The 19,092-nt window shown below is 62.9% G+C and carries 19 protein-coding genes and 1 pseudogene; 15 read left to right on the forward strand and 5 right to left on the reverse strand.

The window, feature by feature from the left end; genetic code table 11:
- Positions 1–22 precede the first annotated feature (22 nt).
- Together ctlX and C2L64_RS35545 are read right to left on the reverse strand one after the other, a co-directional pair.
- Positions 23–964 carry a citrulline utilization hydrolase CtlX gene (gene ctlX / locus C2L64_RS35540; RefSeq protein ID WP_039900868.1) on the reverse strand — a complete coding sequence of 314 codons (942 nt, stop codon included), beginning with the start codon at positions 962–964 and terminating at the stop codon, positions 23–25.
- A gap of 42 nt (positions 965–1,006) precedes the next feature.
- Positions 1,007–2,068, reverse strand: a complete 1,062-nt coding sequence (locus C2L64_RS35545; RefSeq protein ID WP_007584876.1) for an ornithine cyclodeaminase — start codon at positions 2,066–2,068, stop codon at positions 1,007–1,009.
- Positions 2,069–2,286: 218 nt separating this feature from the next.
- Here C2L64_RS35545 and C2L64_RS35550 point away from each other — a divergent pair, with 218 nt between their 5' ends.
- Together C2L64_RS35550 and C2L64_RS35560 are read left to right on the forward strand one after the other, a co-directional pair.
- Positions 2,287–2,718 (forward strand): Lrp/AsnC family transcriptional regulator, encoded by a 432-nt coding sequence (locus C2L64_RS35550; protein ID WP_007584877.1) that lies wholly within the window; start codon positions 2,287–2,289, stop codon positions 2,716–2,718.
- Between the two features lie 533 nt (positions 2,719–3,251).
- Positions 3,252–4,364 (forward strand): zinc ribbon domain-containing protein, encoded by a 1,113-nt coding sequence (locus C2L64_RS35560; RefSeq protein ID WP_007584878.1) that lies wholly within the window; start codon positions 3,252–3,254, stop codon positions 4,362–4,364.
- A gap of 239 nt (positions 4,365–4,603) precedes the next feature.
- Here C2L64_RS35560 and C2L64_RS35565 read toward each other — a convergent pair whose 3' ends face one another.
- Entirely contained in the window at positions 4,604–5,059 is a 456-nt protein-coding gene (locus C2L64_RS35565; RefSeq protein ID WP_007584879.1) for an HU family DNA-binding protein, read from the reverse strand.
- A gap of 576 nt (positions 5,060–5,635) precedes the next feature.
- A complete protein-coding gene (locus C2L64_RS35570) occupies positions 5,636–6,361 on the reverse strand; it encodes a FadR/GntR family transcriptional regulator (RefSeq protein ID WP_007584881.1) in 726 nt (241 codons plus the stop codon).
- 423 nt (positions 6,362–6,784) lie between these two features.
- Here C2L64_RS35570 and C2L64_RS35575 point away from each other — a divergent pair, with 423 nt between their 5' ends.
- The 5 genes and pseudogenes from C2L64_RS35575 to C2L64_RS35595 all read left to right on the forward strand — a co-directional run.
- Positions 6,785–7,912 (forward strand): sugar ABC transporter substrate-binding protein, encoded by a 1,128-nt coding sequence (locus tag C2L64_RS35575; RefSeq protein WP_007584894.1) that lies wholly within the window; start codon positions 6,785–6,787, stop codon positions 7,910–7,912.
- A 36-nt stretch (positions 7,913–7,948) separates the two neighbouring features.
- A complete protein-coding gene (locus C2L64_RS35580; RefSeq protein ID WP_007584896.1) occupies positions 7,949–9,523 on the forward strand; it encodes a sugar ABC transporter ATP-binding protein in 1,575 nt (524 codons plus the stop codon).
- On the forward strand, positions 9,520–10,500 hold the full coding sequence (locus C2L64_RS35585) for an ABC transporter permease (RefSeq protein WP_007584897.1): 981 nt from the start codon (positions 9,520–9,522) through the stop codon (positions 10,498–10,500). The genes C2L64_RS35580 and C2L64_RS35585 overlap by 4 nt, the downstream gene beginning before the upstream one ends.
- A complete protein-coding gene (locus tag C2L64_RS35590) occupies positions 10,497–11,483 on the forward strand; it encodes an ABC transporter permease (protein WP_007584898.1) in 987 nt (328 codons plus the stop codon). The genes C2L64_RS35585 and C2L64_RS35590 overlap by 4 nt, the downstream gene beginning before the upstream one ends.
- 221 nt (positions 11,484–11,704) lie before the next feature.
- Positions 11,705–11,887: pseudogene (locus C2L64_RS35595) on the forward strand (IS6 family transposase); the annotation flags it as partial.
- Between the two features lie 349 nt (positions 11,888–12,236).
- Here C2L64_RS35595 and C2L64_RS35600 read toward each other — a convergent pair.
- A complete protein-coding gene (locus C2L64_RS35600) occupies positions 12,237–12,554 on the reverse strand; it encodes a hypothetical protein (protein ID WP_007584900.1) in 318 nt (105 codons plus the stop codon).
- Between the two features lie 44 nt (positions 12,555–12,598).
- Between C2L64_RS35600 and C2L64_RS35605 the strand changes: the two genes are divergently transcribed.
- The 8 genes from C2L64_RS35605 to C2L64_RS35640 all read left to right on the forward strand — a co-directional run bounded on the left by C2L64_RS35605 (position 12,599) and on the right by C2L64_RS35640 (position 19,091).
- Positions 12,599–12,913, forward strand: coding sequence for a hypothetical protein (locus C2L64_RS35605; RefSeq protein ID WP_007584901.1), 315 nt, complete (start codon positions 12,599–12,601; stop codon positions 12,911–12,913).
- A gap of 20 nt (positions 12,914–12,933) precedes the next feature.
- Complete coding sequence (locus C2L64_RS35610; RefSeq protein WP_007584902.1) at positions 12,934–13,275, forward strand: hypothetical protein; 342 nt, start codon at positions 12,934–12,936, stop codon at positions 13,273–13,275.
- Between the two features lie 148 nt (positions 13,276–13,423).
- Positions 13,424–14,461 (forward strand): TRAP transporter substrate-binding protein, encoded by a 1,038-nt coding sequence (locus C2L64_RS35615; RefSeq protein WP_007584903.1) that lies wholly within the window; start codon positions 13,424–13,426, stop codon positions 14,459–14,461.
- Positions 14,462–14,552: 91 nt separating this feature from the next.
- The gene (locus C2L64_RS35620) at positions 14,553–15,077 is read left to right on the forward strand and encodes a PPC domain-containing DNA-binding protein (RefSeq protein ID WP_007584904.1); all 525 of its coding nucleotides are present in this window, start codon (positions 14,553–14,555) and stop codon (positions 15,075–15,077) included.
- Positions 15,078–15,086: 9 nt separating this feature from the next.
- Complete coding sequence (locus tag C2L64_RS35625) at positions 15,087–16,991, forward strand: TRAP transporter large permease (protein ID WP_039900848.1); 1,905 nt, start codon at positions 15,087–15,089, stop codon at positions 16,989–16,991.
- 16 nt (positions 16,992–17,007) lie between these two features.
- The gene (locus C2L64_RS35630; RefSeq protein ID WP_007584906.1) at positions 17,008–17,301 is read left to right on the forward strand and encodes a YciI family protein; all 294 of its coding nucleotides are present in this window, start codon (positions 17,008–17,010) and stop codon (positions 17,299–17,301) included.
- Between the two features lie 10 nt (positions 17,302–17,311).
- The gene (gene mhpD / locus C2L64_RS35635) at positions 17,312–18,106 is read left to right on the forward strand and encodes a 2-keto-4-pentenoate hydratase (protein ID WP_007584907.1); all 795 of its coding nucleotides are present in this window, start codon (positions 17,312–17,314) and stop codon (positions 18,104–18,106) included.
- 13 nt (positions 18,107–18,119) lie between these two features.
- Positions 18,120–19,091 carry an acetaldehyde dehydrogenase (acetylating) gene (locus tag C2L64_RS35640; protein ID WP_007584908.1) on the forward strand — a complete coding sequence of 324 codons (972 nt, stop codon included), beginning with the start codon at positions 18,120–18,122 and terminating at the stop codon, positions 19,089–19,091.
- The last annotated feature ends 1 nt before the right edge of the window (position 19,092 follow it).

Consider the following 19,092-nt stretch of genomic DNA (forward strand, 5'->3'; position numbering starts at 1 on the left):
GGTGCCAGTTTTAAAGCGAACTTCAGCCGCGACGCGCCAGGTGAATCCCGGCGAGCATGCAACGCACTGAGCCACCCGCCAGTTCGATAGTCGGTACGTCGAGCGGCAACAGCTGCGCGGACCGCTCGATCAGCCTGCGCTGCCGCTGCGTGAGACAGCCGAGTGCACGCCGGGAGAGCGCGAGCACGCGGCCGTCGCGGCCTGTCAGTTCCAGCGCGTTGCCAGCGAAATGACCAAGCTGCTCATTGTCGAGCGCGATCACCGTGCGTCCCGTTTCCGCGAGACACCGATGAATGTGCTCGCGCCGGGCCGCATCGCTAATCACGTCGAAGCCAACGAGCGCGAAGTCCGTCGCGACGCTCATCATCACGTTCGTGTGATAGACCGGTTGCCCATTCGAATCAGCCGTATCGAAACACATCGGCTCGAAGTTGAAATGCATGCAGAAGCGTTCGAGCGCGACGGGGTCCGCGCGCCGCGACCGCGCCGTGTACGCGATGCGTGTAACGTGATCGAGCACCATCGCGCCCGTGCCTTCCAGAAAAATATCGTCGTGTTCGAGGCCCGAATAGTCGACGACGTCCTGCACCCGATACTCCGCCTTGAGCATCTCGATCACATCCGTGCGTCGCTCGCGTCGGCGGTTGCGGCTGTACATCGGATATAGCGCGACATGGCCGCCCGGATGCGTCGAGAACCAGTTGTTGGGGAAGACGGAGTCGGGCGTGCCGTTGTCCCCGGGGTCATCGAATACATGCACGCGGACGCCCGCGTCGGACAGGCGTTGCGCGGCGGCCGTCACTTCGTCGCGCGCGGCGTCGGCCAGAGCGCGCGCATCGGTATGGTCATGCCAGACGGGCGCGCGCTGAAAGGCGTTGTCGCCGGCGGTTTCGGGATTGGGTGTGAAGCGATGCGGTCGTACCATTACGACGGCCGACGGGGCCTGTATCGACAAGCGGTTCATGTGTGCACGCAGAAGACGGTTGAGCAATGAAACGATGGTGATTCAATGCACCAGTTCGATCTCGGGTTGTTGCGGCGCAGGCGCGCTCTGGGTGCCGATCAACGCAAAGAGGTTCTTCGGATCTGTGGCGGGGGGAATCAGAGAAATCTCTGTGCCAGCGGCGTACTGCATCGCGAGCGCGTACAGATAGCGCAGCGCGGAATAGTCTTCGAGCGCGAAGCCGACGGAATCGAAAATCGTGACCTGCGATGCGCTTTCACGCCCTGCGGCCTCGCCCTTCAGCACGCGCCAGAGTTCGACGACGGGAAAGTCGGCGGGCATCTGCTGGATATCGCCTTCGATACGCGTTTGCGGTTCGTACTCGACGACCACACGGCCCATGCGCAGCACGTCGGCATGCAGTTCGGTCTTGCCGGGGCAATCGCCGCCCACTGCGTTCAGATGCATGCCGGGCTCGATCATGTCCGGCATGAGAATCGTCGCGTAGGCCTTGTCGGCGGTCACGGTCGTGACGATATCGGCGCCGCGCACGGCTTCGGCAGTCGATGTTGCGCGCACGACCCGCAGCGCAGGCCAGGCGGACAGATTGCGAACGAGCTTGTCGGTTGCGTGCGAATCGACATCGAACACACGGATTTCGTCGATGCCGAGTTGCGTGTGAAAGGCGATCGCCTGGAATTCGCTTTGCGCGCCGTTGCCGATCAGCGCCATCGTTTTCGAGTCGGGACGCGCGAGCACTTTGGCCGCGAGCACCGAGGTCGCCGCGGTACGCAGCGCGGTGGTCAGCGTGAGTTCGGCAAGCAACAAAGGGTAACCAGTATCTACATCGGCGAGCGCACCGAATGCCATCACCGTGTGAATGCCGCGTTGCGCGTTGACGGGATGGCCGTTGACGTACTTGAAGGCGAACAGCTTCGCATCGGCGACGGGCATCAGTTCGATCACACCATCGCGCGAATGGCACGCGACGCGCGGCGATTTGTCGAATTCCGCCCATCGAAGAAAGTCGGCACGCAAGGTGCTGACGAGTTCGTCGATAAAGCGCGGCACGCCGACGCTCGCAACGAGGCGGCTGGTGGCGGGAACGTCGAGGAAGCGGGTCATGGTTTTGTCTCCGGTGATGATCTTGCGGCCTGGATGCGCCGCCCGATAGAGACATTATTTCCGCCCGTGAAGCCAACAGAAAGATGGCAAACTTGTCAAAATTGCTAATGTTTCCGGCATTCTGATAGCTCATGCTGGCATTCTGTTCGATTGCGGATGTTGCACATGGCGCAGCAGCCGTATGCTCGAAGCCTGCTCATCGCACCAAAGGTACTGACATGATCAATCTCGACGACGTCGATCGCCAACTCATCGCCCTGTTGCGCGACGACGCTCGTGCCTCTGTCGTCACGCTCGCGAAGGAACTAAGAGTCGCGCGCGCAACGGTACAAAACCGGCTGGCCCGGCTGGAAAAGAATGGTGTGATCGTGGGCTATACGGTGCGTCTCAAGCAGGCGGCGGAGAAGCATCGGATCCGCGCGCTGATGTCGATTGCCGTGCACGGCAATCGCGCCGCTGAAGTGATCAAGGTGCTGCGCGGGCATCCGAACGTAGCGACGATTCACAGCACTAACGGGCGCTGGGATCTGATCGCCGAACTGCATGCGGACTCGCTGGAGAATTTCGATCGCGTGCTGGGGGCGATTCGCATGATTGACGGGATTGCGAATAGCGAGACCAGCATTTTGCTGTCGACTCACAAGGCCTGACGTGGAGCAAAGAGACTTCGTGTGTTTTCCGTAGCGATTCGTCTCATCGGTGGATTGGGCTTCTTTTGTTCGATAACAATAAAATAAAAAACTAGGTAAACCTGACGCAAGATTTCGTCCGACACCGGCTCGTTCGATGGATCAACTCACACCATGACGACATGAAGGTAAAGGATCTGGTCGAACTCTGCTCGATTTACTACGAAATCCGTCCTATGCCCCACGCTACCGAAGAGGACAGAATGGCGATTCTATTTGGCACCGAATAAGTGAAACTGGACTCATGGCGCCACAAAGTCCGCCCGCCCGATATCGGACGGGTGGATGCCCCGGGACTTCGCGATACAAGGAATCCTGTTGACTGGGTGACTGTCTTCGAGGAGGGTGAGGGCTGGGCGGTTCTGGTAAGGAGGGGGGCTCCGTACGAGGGCAGCTCTGCCGTTCTTTCGTGGCAGGACGGCATCATCCTCGCGCTTCCAGCAGTCCGGGCGCGCGACGTCGGGGTTCCGCAACAGACGTAAGGGTCACCTCTTATGAGAAAAGAGATCAACACGGGCAACAGCCAGGCATATTCGCGGCCGGCACGTCTTCTGAAAATCGCTTCCTGGATCATCGCGATCGCCTTCGCGATCTTCCTGAACATGTTGGGCTCGCTCGTGATCCGCGATCTAATTTATGCGCCGCGTGGCGGGCCACCGAATGCCGCGCAGTTCAGCGAAGCAGCGACCTCACAGCTCGATGTGCAGATGCGTGATTTGCAGCTTCAGCGGGACGCACTGAATGACAAGATGGAGAACGCTCGCATTGCTCACGACCGCGCAGGCAAGCTGTACGTGGAGGCGCGTGAGAGTTTCAGGAACTGGATTGCGACCAGACAGGCCACGGGGGATAGCCGCAATGATCCGGAATTGCTTGCACGGACACAGAAGCTCGACGAACTTCAGGCGAGTGTCGCGGGCTGGCAAAGCCAGCAGAATGCGCTCGCCGATCAGGCCCGCCAGATCGACGCGCACCTGAACCAGTTGCGCATCGAGATCGCGGCCGCAAGGCAGGCCGCCGACAAGCGCTACGAGGCGGCAAGCCGTCGTTACGAGCTCATCGTGTTCGGGTGGCGCCTTGCGTTGACGCTCCCGCTTCTCGTCGTTGCCGTATGGCTTTTCATCCGCTTTCGCAAAAGGCGATACTGGCCGTTCGTGTACGGCTTTGGCCTCTTCGCGCTGACGGCGTTCTTCGTCGAGCTTGTCCCGTACCTGCCCAGTTTCGGGGGATATGTACGCGTGCTGGTGGGTATCGCGCTCGTCGTGTTCGCTGGTATCTACATGCTCCGTGCGTTCCAGAAATATGTCGAGCGAAAGCGCGCCGATCTGGAACAGAGTCGAACCGAACGCGCACGTGGCGTCGACTACGAAAAGGCGCTCAGTACATTCCAGAAGAAGCTGTGCCCGTCGTGCGACAAGCCGTGGCATCTTGGCGGCGAGCAGGCCTCGTACTGCATCCATTGCGGGCTGAATCTTTTCAAAGTCTGCGCCTGCGGCGGCCGTAACTTCGCCTTTTTCCCTTTCTGCAACCAGTGCGGCGAGCCTGTGACGGAGACGGCGGAGCTCCGCTCTGCAGAACCCGGTGAGCGTCCGCCAGCAAGTAACTGACAGAACCAATTTTTCTGGATTCGCTTCCCAACGGAAAGCGCCTTGCTCACACCAGCTGGTTAGCAGATGGACAGTTGGGTCGGAACGGATAGGTGAGATTCTAAGGGAGCCAAACGTAGCGAACGTGAAGGGCCGCCACCGTGCATAGCGAGGCATGCGAGGGCTGAAATGAACACGGGCGCCGAATCGGCGCCCGCACAGGTTGCTGCTTGTGAGGCAGCAGATCAAAGCCATTGCATTTATGCTGCCGCGTCCTTGAGCTTCTTCAAAGCGCGCGCCTTGATGCGAACCGTCGCCGGTTTCGCGTCGAACCAGCGTTCTTCGCCCGTGAACGGATCCTTGCCGAAGCGCTTCTTCTTCGCGGGCACTTGCTGAACCGTGATCTTCAGAAGACCCGACAGCGTGAATTCGCCGGCACCCTTCTTGTGAACCGAGCCGAGGATGGTGTCTTCCAGCGCGGCGAGAATCGCTTTCGCAGCCTTCGGCTCAACGTTAGCCGCCTGTGCAACGTGATTGGCGAGCGACGCCTTCGTGAACGTCTCTTTCACGGGTGCGCCAGCGACCAGCTTTTTCGCCGTCCCGTTTGCAGCCTTTGCCGGTGCAGCCTTGGTAGCCGGTTTGGCAGCTTTCGGAGCAGCCTTGGGAGCAGCCTTCGTTGCGGTCTTGGTTGCCGTCTTCGTTGCAGTCTTTGCCATAGTCGTGGATGACTCACTTTCGAATTAGGAGGTGCTCGCCGCAGTTCATGCGGCAAGCACAGGCATTCTATGACGTCCTGTGTGCTATGTGTCAAGAAAAAGCCTTAAAACAGGCACTGAAATGATCTTCCCGCAACACAATTCCGCTCGACGGACTCAAAAGTTGGGGGATGTCCCCCCTTATAGACGACGGATGGCTACTGACTACAGGTGAGTGTTTTCGGGATGCCTAGGATTGCTTCGGATTCTGGACTCGGTCTATGGCTGCCGTCAGAGAAGAGAGGGCGGCACGATGCGCTCCAACTCAGCGCAATCCGGTGCCCCCGTCGCCACCTCCGGGCACGGCTAGAGGTACCGCCCTTGCCAGATGAAGCCTTAGTCGGTAGCCGGCCGGAGCCACCTTGCTGCACATGCCGCGAGGACAATGCATCATCCCTTGGGCTCGTCGCCTCGAACTGCAAGTGCCGCTCGGGGCGACCGACCGGTCACCGGCGCCACCGCCGAAAATCACCGCCCAGCCATCGCCAATCTCATCCGCGTAAGCCTGCGCGAGAACGGCGAATAGCGAAAGTTGTGCTAACGCCAGGCCTGCGTGAACTCGCCGATCACGCGCGCGAGATGCGCGTGCATCTCCATGCGCGCAGCGGCCGCGTCGCGCGCCATGATGGCCGAAAAGATACGTTGATGGTCTTCCTGCGAAGCTTCCCGCAACGCGGGCGTATGGAAGTGCTCCTCAATCTTTTTCCACAACGGGTCGGCGCGGGAGTTGTCCCACATCGCGGCCACCACGAGCCGGAGCACTTCGTTTCCTGTTGCCCGTGCAATCGCCAGATGGAACTCGCGGTCAGCGGCCTCATTCGCAGCCTTGTCGTCCATGTTCTCGCGCATCGCGCGCAACGCGGCGAAGATCTGGTCGAGGTCCGAATCCTTGCGTTCGGTCGCGGCGAGCGCCGCGATCCCGCTTTCGATCACCGCCCGTGCGCGCAGCGTCTCAATCGGGCCTAGCCCGCGCGGCAGTTCGAACGTGACGGACCGCGCCTCCGGTGCTTTGGCCACATAGATGCCCGACCCTACACGCACCTCGACTACGCCCTGGACTTCCAGCGCGATGATCGCCTCCCTCACCTGCGTGCGGCTCACGCCGAAACGCTCGGCTAGCGTTCGCTCGGAAGGCAGGCGGGCGCGAGGTCCGACATCGTCAGCCGCGATCAGGTCGTAGATCTGCTTCGCCAGCCCGACATAGGAACGGTCGCCAGCGTCCGCGTCGGCGCGGCCGGTTAGCGTGTGCGAAAGATCGGACATCCAGAATTCTCGAAATCGTCGAAGCCGCCGGGCGGTGGCTGAAGGTCAGAAAAATGGTACACCAATTCCCGTGTCACGCCGTCTGTCTACGGCAGCTCCGGTCTTTGTCGATCAAGCATAGAAACGGCGTGGGTTTCAGCCCGTTCGAGCCGGGCACCGGGCTCGCTGGTAAACCACTATCGCGCGCAGATTGGTATGCCAGTAACAATCCATTCTGTCAGATGGGGCGGTGTTCGCGCATGCCGCTCGTTTCGCTTCGAGAGGCGCCTTTGAATAGGCCATTCCGCTGATTCGACGAGTCCGATCCAGTTCCGCTCTAGCATATTCGCAAGATTCCCTACATCACGCACACCGTTTCGGCAATCCACTACGAGCCTTGTGCGCCGGCAGTCGGTAAGTTAAATCCAACGAAACGGAGGCAACATGCTTTCAGGAATCCAGGTGATTCGCGCGGCGGCGGCCGCGTCATTGGCGCTGTGCGCAAGCGCGGCTTTCGCGCAGGCGTCGATCGTTTCCGGGCCGTCAAGCGATCCCACGTGCATGGTTCCGTGGAAGAGCGATACGAAGTTCGTTAAGTATCCGAAGAAGAACGGGCCCTATCGGGTCGCGCTCGTGAACGGCTATATCGCAAACACCTGGCGCATCCAGATGATCAAGACCGCCAAAGCCTATGCGGCGTTACCGGACGTCGCCTCCAAGCTCAAGGAATTCAAGGTCGTCTCGACCGGCGAAGACGTACCGGCGCAGATCTCGGCCGTCAACAACTTCATCGATGCCGGCTATGACGCGATCATCGTTAACGCGCAGAACCCCTCTTCATTCGGACCCGCGATCCGCCGCGCCAAGAAAGCCGGCGTCGTGCTGGTCGCGTTCGACAATACGCTCGACAGCGAGGATGCGATCAACGTCGACGTCGATCAGTACGGACTTGGCGTGCTGTGGGCCAAGTGGCTCGCGAGCCATCTGTCGAACGGAGGCAAGGTGCTCGAGGTCCGCGGGGTGGCAGGCACATCGGTCGACACTGACCGGCACAAGGGTTTCCAGAGCACATTGAAGGCGACCGGCAAGAAGTGGAACATCGTCGAGGTCTATGGCAAGTGGGACGACGGCGTCGCGCAGAAGGCCGCCGCCGACGCGATTGCCGTGCAGGGCCACTTCGATGGAATTTCGGCGCAGGGTGGCGACACGGGTGTCGTGCGCGCAATGATCGATGCGAAACATCCGTTCGTGCCGTTTGGCGGCGAAACGGAGAACGGCTTTCGCAAGTTCTGCGCGCAGTATGGGAGCCAAGGCCTGAAGTGCACGTCAGCGGGCACCGGTCCCGCGCAGGTGGCGGTGGCGATAAAAACGGCACTCGCTGCGCTCGGCGGCCAGACGGTCCCGGTCTCGATCAAGCTGCCGCTCGACGTCACCGACGATTCGGCGCTGAAGGCGGGCGTCAACTACTTCCCCGATGAGTCCGACAACTTCTTCGTCGGCAATTCGTTTCCGACTTGCGGCATCAACTTTTCCGCGCAGGAAATCATGAAGCAGAACCAGGGCAACCAGTGATTGGCTGATGGTTAGCGACGTGACGGGAGACGAAGCATGCGGCAGGACGAGGAGCAGCCGTTCTTTGAGGCGTCTGGCGTGTCGAAAAGCTACGGAGGCGCCGTCGCGCTGGAACGCGCGGACCTCGCTGTGCGCAGGGGACGCATCCATGCAATCCTCGGCGAGAACGGCGCGGGCAAGTCCACGCTGCTGAAGGTGATGTCCGGCGTCGTGCAGCCGGACGAGGGAACGATGCACCTCGATGGTCGTCAAGTCTCGTTCGCGTCGCCCGCCGAGGCGAACGCGGCCGGCATCGTCTGCGTGTATCAGGAGCTGTCGCTGATCCCTGACCTGAGCGTCGCGGACAACATCTTCGCTTCGAACCCGCCGCGACGCTTCGGCATGATCGACCGCCGGGCGCAGCGCCGCCAGGCCGAGGCCGCGCTCGCCCGCGCGGGCGCGGCCGACATCAATCCGCTCGCGAAAGTCCGGGACCTGCCGCTGTCGCGTCAGCAGATGGTCGAGCTTGCAAAGGGGCTTGCGCGTGAGCCGCGCATCCTGATCCTCGACGAGGCTACGTCGGCACTGACCGCGGCCGACGTGGCGCGCGTCTTTGAGGTGCTCAAGCGCCTGCGCGACGAGGGACTCGCGCTGCTGTTCATCTCGCACCGGATGCACGAGATAAAGGCGCTCGCGGACGAATGCACGGTCTACCGGAACGGTCGTCATGTGATGAGCTTCGAGGCGGGCACGCGCTCCGACAATGAGGTGGTCGAAATGATGATCGGCCGGAAGTACGAGCATGCGTTCCCAGGCAAACCCGCAGACAAACCCGCGGACAAGGCCGAGCGCCGTCCCGCCGCCGAAACGGTTCTCGCCTGTCGTGATCTCGCGTGGAACGACACGCTGCAGGGCGTCAGCTTTTCGTTGAAGCCCGGTGAAATTCTCGGGCTGGGCGGCCTCGACGGGCAAGGGCAGCGCGAACTGCTGCTCGCGTTGTTCGGCGTGTTGCGCGGTTGCACGGGCAAGATCGAGATCGACGGCAAGGCCGTGTCGATCGCGAGCCCCGTGGTCGCGCGCGCCAACGGAATCGGCATGGCGTTGATTCCGGAGGACCGCAAGACGGAAGGCCTGATGCTGCCGATGTCGGTGCGCGAGAATCTGTCGTTTGCCGCACTCGATCGGATGTCCACGGCAGGCGTGATCGATCGCGACCGCCAGCAGTCGTTCGTCGACGGGGTGATGGAGCTCCTCGCGATCAAGTCGTTCAGCGTCGACGCGGCCGTGGGCTCGCTGTCGGGCGGCAACCAGCAGAAGGTGGTGATCGCGAAGTGGCTGATCCGGCAGCCGAGAATCTTGCTCCTCAGCGACCCGACGCGCGGCATCGACGTCGGCACCAAGCAGGAGATCTATCAGCTGCTGAGGCGTCTCGCCGACGAAGGCGCCGCGATCGTTTTCTATTCGACCGACTATGACGAGCTGATCGGCTGCTGCGACCGCGTGCTCGTGCTATACGAAGGCAGGATCAAGAAGGAACTTGTCGGGTCGGAGATCACCGAGCAAAACCTGATAGCAAGTGCACTGGACCTGCCCGTCGGACAGATTTCGCCTTCCACGGGAATTGCGCTATGAGCGGGCTGCGTTACTGGTATGCGGAAAATCGCGGGACGACGTTCGCGTTCGGCCTGTTCGTACTGATGTTCGCGATCTACCTTTTCAACTATCCGTCGACGTTGTCGGCGAACGTGTTTCAGACGGCAGCGAACAAGGCGGTACTGCTCGCGCTGGTGTCGATGGGTCAGGCGCTCGTCGTGCTGACGGCCGGCATCGACCTGTCGATCGGCATGACGCTCGTGCTGACGAATTGCGTTGGATCGTGGATCATCACAGGTGACGCGCTGCACAGCACGCTCGGCATCGCCGGTGTGCTCGCGGCCGGCGCGTTGTGCGGCGCGCTCAACGGCGTAATCATCATTTACGGCCGTCTGCAGCCGATCGTGACGACGATCGCGACGGGCGCCGTATATTACGGACTGGCGCTGCTGCTGCGCCCGGTTCCAGGCGGATCGATCAACGAGGACCTCGCCGACGCACTGACCGGCAAGGTCGCCGGCGTCGTGCCCGCGAGTCTGCTGATTCTGCTAGCAGCTGTGGTGATCATCTGGATTCCTTTCAAACGTTCGGTGGTCGGGCGCGCTGCGTACGCGACCGGCTCGTCCGAATCCGCGGCCTTCCTGTCCGGCATGCCGATCCTGCGCGCGAAGTTCGCGAGCTATACGCTGGCCGGCCTGCTCGCCGCGATCGGCGGCCTCTTTCTGACGTTCTTCACCGACACGGGAGACGCGAGCCTCGGAAGCGCCAACTCATATACGCTGTTTTCGATCGCCGCCGTGGTCATCGGCGGCGTGTCACTGCTCGGCGGCAAGGGCAGCGCGATCGGCGCGATCTTCGGCGCATTCGCATTCCGCTCTATCGGCGACCTGCTGTTCGTGTTCAACGTCGATGCGCTGTGGCAGCCGCTGTTCCAGGGTGTGATTCTGCTGCTCGCTGTCGCGATCGGCGCGTGCGGGCTGTTCAGGGTGCGCAACCGTCTGGAGTGGTTCCAATGAGCGAGGTTTCCGCCACCGGCTGGACCGCGTTCATGTCGAGGCTCACGCGCAAAATCGACCGGCCGATCGTTATCGCATTCGCGTGCATCATCGCGCTGCTGCTGGTCGGCGGGATGTTTTCGCGGAACTTCTTGTCACCGGAATACATCCTGCTGCAGCTGAAGGTCGGCGCGTTCCTTGGCATCATCGCGACCGGCCTGATGATGGTGATACTGCTCGGCCACATCGACCTGTCGCTGCCGTGGACGATCACGGTCGGCGCAATGATGGCGTGCGCCGTCGCGGGGCACGGCGAACTTGGAGGCATCCTCGCCATTCCAGTCGGGATCGGTTGCGGCGTGCTGATCGGCATCGTCAACGGCATCCTTGTCGCGTTGCTGCGCATCCCGTCGATGATCGCGACGCTCGCAACCAATGCGGTCGCGCAGGGCATCATGATCGTCTACACGGGGGGATCGTCGCCACAGGATTCCGCGCCACATGTGATGCGATGGCTCGCGGCGGGCTGGCTCGTACCGGGCGTACCGAATGCCGTCGCGCTCTGGGTGCTGATCGGCGGCGCCACGATGTTCCTGCTGTCGCGCACGACCTTCGGCCGCACGCTGTACGCGATCGGCAACGCTGAGCGCGCGGCATATCTTTCCGGCATCGATACGCGGCTCGTCACGGTGGCCGCGTTCGCCGTGTGCAGCGCGTTCGCGGCGTTCGGCGGCGTGCTGCTCGCGGGTTATGCGTCGAAGGCGGCGCAGTCGATGGGCGATGCTTACCTGTTGCCGGCGATCGCGGCGGTCGTGCTCGGCGGCACGTCGATTCTGGGTGGCCGGGGTTCGTATCTCGGCACCGTGGCTGGCGCGATCCTCATCACGCTGCTGCAGTCGATCCTCTCGGTCGCACAGATGCCGGAGGCCGGACGTCAGATCATCTACGGCGTGGTGATCGCGGCGATGCTGCTGCTGTATGGGCGCAGCAGGCGGGAGGTGTAGGTTTCGAGCTTGAGCGGCCGACTGAAAACGATTGGAGCGGCGGCGTTGGCTGACCGCAACTGGCCCAGTTACGGTCACATGCCCACGACTCGTCAGAATCGCGTCATCGGTTTCTCCTCTGCTGTGCACCCGCGGCATGACAACCGCCCTGTTTGCCACCGGGCGCCCCTTTGCTGATGCTGAAGGCTCTGGTGCAAATGAGAGTGCGGACAGTTCAAGCTCGCGGTTCAACGTCCAGGATCAACGCGATGCTGGGCCTCAAATGCTTCAGGAGCGGCGCAGTTACGATTTCCGGCATCGAACTGATGCATCGCATTCGCAAAGGTCAGTTCGACCTCACCAAACTGCCTCTCAAAGATACCGCTGCTCCCGTTGTCTGGAATGCCGTACTTTCTGCATCTTGAAGCAACCCATCAACGAGCCGCGATTCCTCTCTAACTTTTATTTGCACCACAGCCCCAGCTGCTTGGCGAGATCTCGTTTGCCGCTCGGCCGACAGCGATCAGAAAAGTGCGTTCAACTCCAGGTACGGGAGTGTCGAGAACGGGCCGTGACGCCTGTGGCAGCCTGGCCGCCCCCGTTCGTTGGGGGCTGGCGCGGAAATGTCGCCGGTACCTGGCCGATCGTAAGCGTGCCGGCTATGACTCGTACCGCCATGTCTCCAGCCGGGATGCGCAAACGTCGTATATGCCGAGCACGATCGGGAGTCTTAATCAACCCGGCAGTTGTCGGTAAAGAGCCCTGAGAGTTTGTCTACGTCATGCAGCAGTTCGATTGCCCATATCGAAGTTGCAAGCTGCACCGACACGGCGCGAGTCGCGCACTTTCAAGCCAGTCAGGAGAAACGCCACTCACCTGCGCCCGCAACCTTTTCGATTCGACGAAATGATCGGTCCGGAGCCAGTCGCCCGTTCTCGCGCGTGCAATCAGCTGGCCAATGACCAGGTGGCAGAGCAGGTTGACCCGTAATTGATCTTCGAGTTTGTGCGCCATGGCTACCTCACCACGGAAAGTCTGATATCTCACTTTGAGGATATGACGCGGAAGGGCCATTTCATATGCTTGGGTCATCGCGCCGCAGCTCCTGCGGCCCGAACATCGACCTGGAGACATCAATGCCCCTGTTTCTCAACGAAGTCTGGCTTGGCGATATCAAACCCGAGGTGATCGAAGAGGCGGTGACATTCTTCGGCAACCTGAGCATCGGCGCGAAGCCCGACAATCTGCCGCCCGACCTGCGTATGGTCGCCGGCCCGTGGCTGTCCGCCGAGGAAGCGAAAGTGATGTTCATCTTCGAGATCGACGATCCCTCGACCATGTTCGACGCCTACGCCGAGCGCGTGGTCAGCGGACTGTTCGCCAGCCGCAAGCTCACGCTGCTGTCGGACTGGAACCAGATGAAGGCCTACACCGACCGCGTGTCGGTCTGAAGCTACCGGAGGGAAGAAAGATGCCTAAGTTTTTCAATGAAGTCTGGCTGCGCGACATGTCCCCGAAGACCATGCAGGGCGTCGTCGATTTTCTCGGCAACCTGCGCAACGGCGTGCGCCCGCACAACCTGCCGGGTGACCTGAAGCTGCTGGCCGGGCCGTGGTTGTCCAACGAGGAAGCCAAGGTCTATTTCGTTTTCGAGATCGACGATCCGACCGAAACCTTCGAGGCGTTCGCCGAACGCGTGGCCGACGGGCTGTTCCTGAAGCGCCGGCTGACGCTGATTCAGGACTGGGACGGCGCGCGGAGCTTCTCGAAGTACCTGAGCAGCCGGGAAGCCCGGGCGGCCCAAACCGCATAAGCCTCATAAGCCGCATAAAAGGCCAGGGTGGCCGGTGAGGCCACCGCCGCCCTGCCGCAGCACACTATAAATCAGACCCCAGCAACCCATGTTGCATGGGACCGGAGTAAAGCGCGCAAGCGCCGACTCGGGTTGAAGGAGACAAGTGATGAGCGGGTTCAACAGCGGGCGCCGGCTGGCGCTCAAGCAGGGTTTTGCGATGGCGGCGGCGTCCGCCGCTTCCGGCCTGTTGACGGGTACGCCGGCGCGCGCGGCAGGGCAGGTCTACAACTACAAGCTCGGCATTGCGCTCGACGCAACGCATCCGACCACCGTCAATCTCACCGCCGCGGCGGCGGAGATTGCCCGCGCCTCGAACGGGCGCCTGAATATCCGTGTGTTCCCAAACAGCCAGTTGGGCAACGACACTGACATGATCTCGCAGGTCCGCGCCGGCGCGATCGACTTCGTCAGCACGGCAGGCCTGATCTGGGGCACGCTGGTACCGGTGGCCTCCATCAGCGGAATCGGCTTCGCTTTTCCGGGCTACGACCAGGTGTGGAAGGCCATGGACGGCGAGCTGGGCGCGCATATCCGTGGCGAATTCGCGAAGGTCAATCTAATGCCGCTGCCGAAAATCTGGGACCACGGCTTCCGCCAGGTCACCAGTAGCAGCCGACAGATCAACACGCCACAAGACCTCAACGGCTTCAAGATCCGCGTGCCGCTCAGTCCGGCGCTCACCACGATGTTCAAGGCCTTCGGCGCCGCGCCTGCCGGCATCAACATGGCGGAAACGTACACGGCGCTGCAGACGAGAGTCGTTGACGGGCAAGAGAACCCGCTGACCATCCTGCAGACGCAGAAGCTGTACGAGGTCCAGAAGTACTGCTCGCTCACTTCGCACGTTTGGGACGGCTTCTGGCTCGTCGCCAACCTGCGCACGTGGAACGCGCTGCCCGAGGACCTGCGGCAACTCGCTGCCACCACGTTCGACGCGTACGCCGTGAAGCAACGTCAGGCGGTGGCGGCGCTGAACAGTCGCCTGCGAGACGAGCTGAAGGGCCGCGGAATGGTCTTCAACCAGCCTGACGTGCAGGTCTTCCGCGATTACCTGAGCAAGGCCGGCTTCTACGCGGGCTGGCAGCAGAAGTTCCCGGCCGGGAGCTGGGCGCTGCTGGAGAAATACGCGGGCCGGCTCGCGTAGTCACGACCCAATTCCCCATACGGCGTACCGATGGCCGGTGGCATTGCGCCACTGCCACGGCTGCGCTCGCACTCGAATTCCAGGAGACATCATGAATTTTGTGAAGCGCGCGGTATCGGTCCTGACACTTGGCCTCACCCTTTCCTGCATCGCGACGTACGGCGGGGCGCAGACGCCCGAGCTCAAAGGAAAGTTCATGAAGACCCCGACCGGCTACCTGATGGTGCTGCGGCACGGCGACAACGTGCTGCAAAACCTCGAGCAACTGGCGCGGGACGAGAAGATTCCAGGCGCGAGTTTCGTCGGCATCGGCTTCATGTCGGAGGCGACGTTCGGCTTCTACGACTTCAACCGCAAGCAGTTCGACCCGAAGACGTATCACAACGTCGAGATGGCCAACATGACCGGTTCCATCGCGTGGAAGGAAGGCAAGCCGTCCATCCACGCGCACGGCACGGTGACGGACGGCAGCTTCGGAGCGGCCGGCGGCCACCTGCTTGGATTGACGGTCGGGACGGGCTCGTGCGAGATCACCGTCACGGTGTACCCGGAGCGCCTCGCGCGCTTCACCGATCCCGAGATCGAGGCCAACGTCCTCGGATTGCCGCAAAAGTAAGGGGGCGTCATGTCTAACCCTATCGTCGAAGTGGCTCCGAGGGGCATCGACTGCCCCGTGGATGAGGTTCGAGGCGGCACGCCGGCCCGGGCGCTGCAGCTTGCGGACAAGGTGCTGGGCGCGTTGGCGGAGGTGCCGTCCGCGTTGCTGGTGGTTGCCGAGGTCGGGGTGCTGTTCGGCGGCGTCCTGAGCCGATACGTACTGCACACGCCGCTGGTGTGGGTCGACGAACTGGCGTCGCTGCTGTTCATCTGGCTCATCATGCTCGGTTCGGCGGTAGCCTTCCGGCGCGGCAGCCATATGCGCATGACCGCGTTGGTCGACAAGGCGGGGCCGCAATGGCGCAGCGTGTTCGAACTCGTGGCGACGGTTGCCGCGCTGGCATGGCTCGCACTCGTGGCCGCGCCAGCGTACGAGTTTGCCAGCGAGGAGGCGCTGGTCACGCTGCCGGCCCTGGACATCTCCAACGCCTGGCGTGCCGCCGCGCTACCCGTCGGGATCGTGCTGATCCTGCTAATGAGCGTGGTGCGGCTGCTGACCACGGCCAGACCGCGCACGGTGCTGGTCGCGCTTGCCGCGAGCGGCGCCGTCGTGGGCACGCTGGTCTGCCTGCAGCCAATGTTGCAAGGCCTGGGCAATGGCAATCTGCTGTTGTTCTTCGTGGGCATCGTCGGCCTGTTGGTGTTTGCCGGCGTGCCCATCGCATTTTCGTTCGGACTCGCAACGTTCGGTTACCTGTCGCTCACTACATCGACGCCGACTATCGTTGTCGTCGGCCGGATGGACGAAGGCATGTCGCACCTGATCCTGCTAGCGGTGCCGCTGTTCGTCTTCCTCGGGATGCTGATCGAGATGACCTCGATGGCGCGGGCCATGGTGCAGTTCCTGGCCAACCTGCTCGGACATATTCGGGGTGGACTGTCCTACGTGCTGATCGGCGCGATGTACCTCGTGTCGGGCATCTCCGGCGCGAAGGCGGCGGACATGGCGGCGATCGCCCCAGCGCTGTTCCCGGAGATGAAGAAGCGCGGCGCGGACGAGGGCGACATGCTCGCGCTGTTAGCGGCCACCGGCGCGCAGACCGAGACCGTTCCGCCGAGCCTCGTGTTGATCACCATCGGCTCGGTCACCGGCATCTCGATTGCCGACCTGTTCACGGCCGGCCTGTTGCCGGGCGTCGTGCTGGCGCTGATGCTCGGCGCAGTGGTGTGGTGGCGGGCGCGCAAGGCGGGCGCCGCATGCAGTCCGCGCGCAAGCTGGAGCGCGGTCGGCAAGAGCCTGCTGGTAGCGCTGCCCGCACTGGCGCTGCCATTCGTCATTCGCACCGCGGTGATGGAGGGCATCGCGACGGCGACGGAGGTGTCCACCATCGGCATCGTCTACGCAATCGCTGTCGGGCTGCTGGTGTACCGGAAGTTCGACGTGCGGCGGATCTGGCCGGCGCTGGTGGACACCGCGGCGCTGTCCGGCGCGATCCTGCTGATCATCGGGACCGCTACGGGCATGGCCTGGTCGCTGACGCAGTCCGGCTTCGCCAGCGATCTGGCGGCTGCGATGGCGAAGCTGCCGGGCGGGGCCGCCGCGTTCATCGCGGTCTCGATCGTGGCCTTCGTCCTGCTTGGAAGCGTGCTGGAAGGGATTCCCGCCATCGTGCTGTTCGGTCCGCTGCTGTTCCCGATCGCCCGGCAACTCGGCATCCACGACGTGCACTACTCGATGATCGTCGTCCTCGCGATGGGCATCGGCCTGTTCGCGCCGCCGTTCGGGGTCGGCTACTACGCCGCCTGCGCCATCAGCCGCACGAAGCCAAGCGAGGGCGCGCGCCACATCTGGCGCTACCTGATCTCCCTGATCGTCGGGACGCTGGTGATTGCCGCCGTGCCGTGGATCTCCATCGGATTCCTTCCTCACTGAGTCATTGAGCACTGACATGAAATTTGCAGCCTTTATCGAGTACGCCAACGAGCCCGAGCGGCTCGCCCAATTCCGGCCCGCCCATCGGGCCTACCTGCAGGACCTGTTGCAACAGGGGCGGCTGGTCGTCGCCGGCCCGTTCGCCGATGGCAGCGGCGCGCTGTTCGTCTACGAGGTCGCCAATGAGAGCGAGGCCACGAAGCTCGCCGCCGACGACCCGTTCGCCAAGGCGTCGCTGTTCACGGGGATCGTCATGAAGCCCTGGACGCTCGTCTTCGCGAGCGCCGACAACCTGAACCCGCCGCTTTGAGGAGCCACCCATGACCATGAATACTGCCGTCCTGCAGCGACTGGCGACATCGCTTCGCGATGCCGTCCGGGAGCGGCAGCCCATCCCACCCGTACGGGACGCGCTGGCCGCAATGGGCGTCGCAGGCGCCTATGCCGTCCAGGACATCAACACGCAGCACGCGCTCGAGAGCGGACGGCGCCTGACGGGCCGCAAGATCGGCCTGACCTCGAAGTCCGTGCAGCAACAACTCGGCGTCGATGCGCCGGACTTCGGCATGCTGTTCGCCGACGTGGAACTTGCCCCCGACGAGGAGGTGGCGCCCGGGCGCGTGCTGCAGCCGAAGGTCGAGGCCGAACTGGCCGTGGTGCTGGAGCGCGACCTGGACAGCGAACCGGTGACGCTGTCGCGACTGGTGTCGGCCATCGCTTACGTGTTGCCTGCCGTCGAGATCGTCGGCAGCCGGATCAGGGACTGGGACATCGGTTTGCTGGATACAGTCGCCGACAATGCTTCGTCAGGTCTATATACGCTCGGCACCCAGCCGCGCAAGTTGTCGGAGGTGGACTTGCGCACCTGCGGGATGCTGATGGAGCGTCGCGGCGAGGTCGTCTCGCTCGGCGTCGGCGCGGCCTGCCTCGGCCATCCGCTGAACGCCGCGCTGTGGCTGGCCCGCAAGATGGCCGAGGTCGGCCGGCCGCTGCGCGCGGGCGACGTCATCATGACGGGCGCCCTCGGCCCAATGGTCAGCGTCGCGCCGGGCGACCTCATCGAAACCACCATCGCGGGCCTGGGCGTTGTCCGGACGGCCTTCGCCGCTCATTGAACGGGAGCATTGAATGTCAACGAGAAAGATCAAGGCTGCCATCATCGGCAGCGGCAATATCGGCACCGACCTGATGATCAAGATCCTGCGGCATGGCCGCCACGTGGAACTGGCGGCCATGGTCGGCATCGACCCGCAATCGGAAGGGCTGGCACGCGCTGCTCGGCTGGGCGTGGCGACGACCCATGAGGGTGTCGAAGGACTGGCGCGGCTGCCGGCATTCAGCGACATCGAGCTCGTCTTCGACGCCACCAGCGCCGCCGCTCACATCGCCAACGAGCGCTTTCTGCGCGAGCGCAAGCCCGCGGTTCGGATGGTGGACCTGACGCCGGCGGCCATCGGCCCGTATTGCGTGCCGGTGGTCAACGGCGACAGTTGCCTCGACGCACCGAACGTCAACATGGTCACTTGCGGCGGGCAGGCCACCATTCCCATCGTGGCGGCCGTGTCACGCGTGGCGAAAGTCCGTTACGCGGAGATCGTCGCCAGTATCTCCAGCCGCTCGGCGGGGCCGGGCACGCGCGCGAACATCGACGAGTTCACCGAGACCACTTCCCGCGCAATCCAGACGGTAGGCGGTGCCGAACGCGGCAAGGCGATCATCGTGCTCAACCCGGCCGAACCGCCGCTGATGATGCGAGACACTGTCTACTGCCTGAGCGAAGACACGGACGAAGCGCGGGTGGCCGCGTCCGTGGCGGACATGGTGGCGGCCGTGCAGCGTTATGTGCCGGGCTACCGGCTCAAACAGGAGGTCCAGTTCGACCGTGTGCACGACCTGAACGTGCCGGGAATCGGACGCGTGAGCGGTCTGAAGACGACCGTGCTGCTGGAAGTCGAAGGGGCGGCGCATTACCTGCCGGCTTACGCCGGGAACCTGGACATCATGACCAGCGCGGCCCTGTCGACGGCCGAGCAGATCGCCGGGCGGATTGCCGGGGGGATCGCCGCAAGCATGGTCGAAAGCGCCGCGACTGCCATTTGAA

The sequence above is a fragment of the Paraburkholderia hospita genome (assembly GCF_002902965.1).
Taxonomy (GTDB): domain Bacteria; phylum Pseudomonadota; class Gammaproteobacteria; order Burkholderiales; family Burkholderiaceae; genus Paraburkholderia; species Paraburkholderia hospita.